This window comes from Xanthomonas sp. SHU 199 (assembly GCF_000364665.1).
Taxonomy (GTDB): domain Bacteria; phylum Pseudomonadota; class Gammaproteobacteria; order Xanthomonadales; family Xanthomonadaceae; genus Xanthomonas_A; species Xanthomonas_A sontii.
In genome coordinates, this window is sequence record NZ_AQOI01000838.1 from 1 (window position 1) to 1,067 (window position 1,067).

The following is a 1,067-nucleotide window of genomic DNA, read 5'->3' on the forward strand; positions in this document are numbered from 1 at the left end:
CTGAGTGCCAGCGGCGAGTTGCGCAGCAGCGGCAGCGCCTACGCCGGGGGCGCAGCGCAGCTGCAGGCCGGCGCAGCCTGGCTGCAGCAGGGCGGCACAGTGCAGAGCGCCGGCAGCCTTGCGGTGCAGGCGGCGCGGATCGATGCGGCCGGCGTGCTCGACGCCGGCACCGGCCTCAGCCTGCGCAGCGATACCGACATGCGCCTGTCCGGCCTGGCCCAATCCTGGCAGGACGCCAGCGTGCAGGCCGGCGGCCGCCTGGACACGCTCGGCCAGCTCAGCGCCGGCGGGCGCCTGGACCTGGGCGCGGCGGCGATCGGCAATGCGGCCGGGGCGGTGGTCTCGGCTGGTGGCGACATCGCGCTGGCGACGCCGGGCGCGCTCGACAACGCCGGCACCCTGTATGCCGGACGCGACCTGCGCATCGACGCGGCCAGCGTCGGCAACACCGGCGGCAGCTACGCCGGGCGCAACGCCACGCTCGCCAGCACTGCGGCGCTGAGCAACAGCGGCAGCCTGGTGGCCGGCGCGGCGCTGAGCGTGGACGCGGCGCAACTGCGCAGCAGCGGCGAACTCGGCAGCCAGGGCGGCGATGTCGCCCTGCGCAGCCGCGGCGACCTGGCCCTGGCCGGACAGGTGGCGGCGAAGGGTGCGCTGACTGCGCAGGCCGGCGGCGCCTTGCTGCAATCGGGCACCTTGGCCGCGGGCCGCGCGCAACTGCAGGCGGTGGGCGACGCCACGCTGGATGGTGTGGTCCGCACCGATGGCGATCTGCAGTTGAGCGCCGATGGCCAGTTGCGCAGCAGCGCCACCCTGGCGGCCGGCGGCAACGCCACGCTGCACGCGCAGGGCGCGTTGCTGCAGAGCGGGCAGGTGCAGACCGGCGGCGCACTGGCGCTGGACGGCGCCAGCATCGCCCAGGCCGGCGTGCTCGACGCCGGCACGACCCTGGCGCTGCGCAGCGCCGGCGACCTGTCGCTGGCCGGCACCGTGCAATCGCGTGGCGACCTCGCGCTGAGCAGCGCTGGGGCGCTGCAGAACCAGGCCCAGGTCGTGGCCGGGGGCGG

At 76.4% G+C, this 1,067-nt stretch carries 1 pseudogene; it reads left to right on the forward strand.

The features are described from left to right. Positions 1-1,067 (forward strand): annotated as a pseudogene (locus tag D183_RS0122885) (filamentous hemagglutinin); the annotation flags it as partial.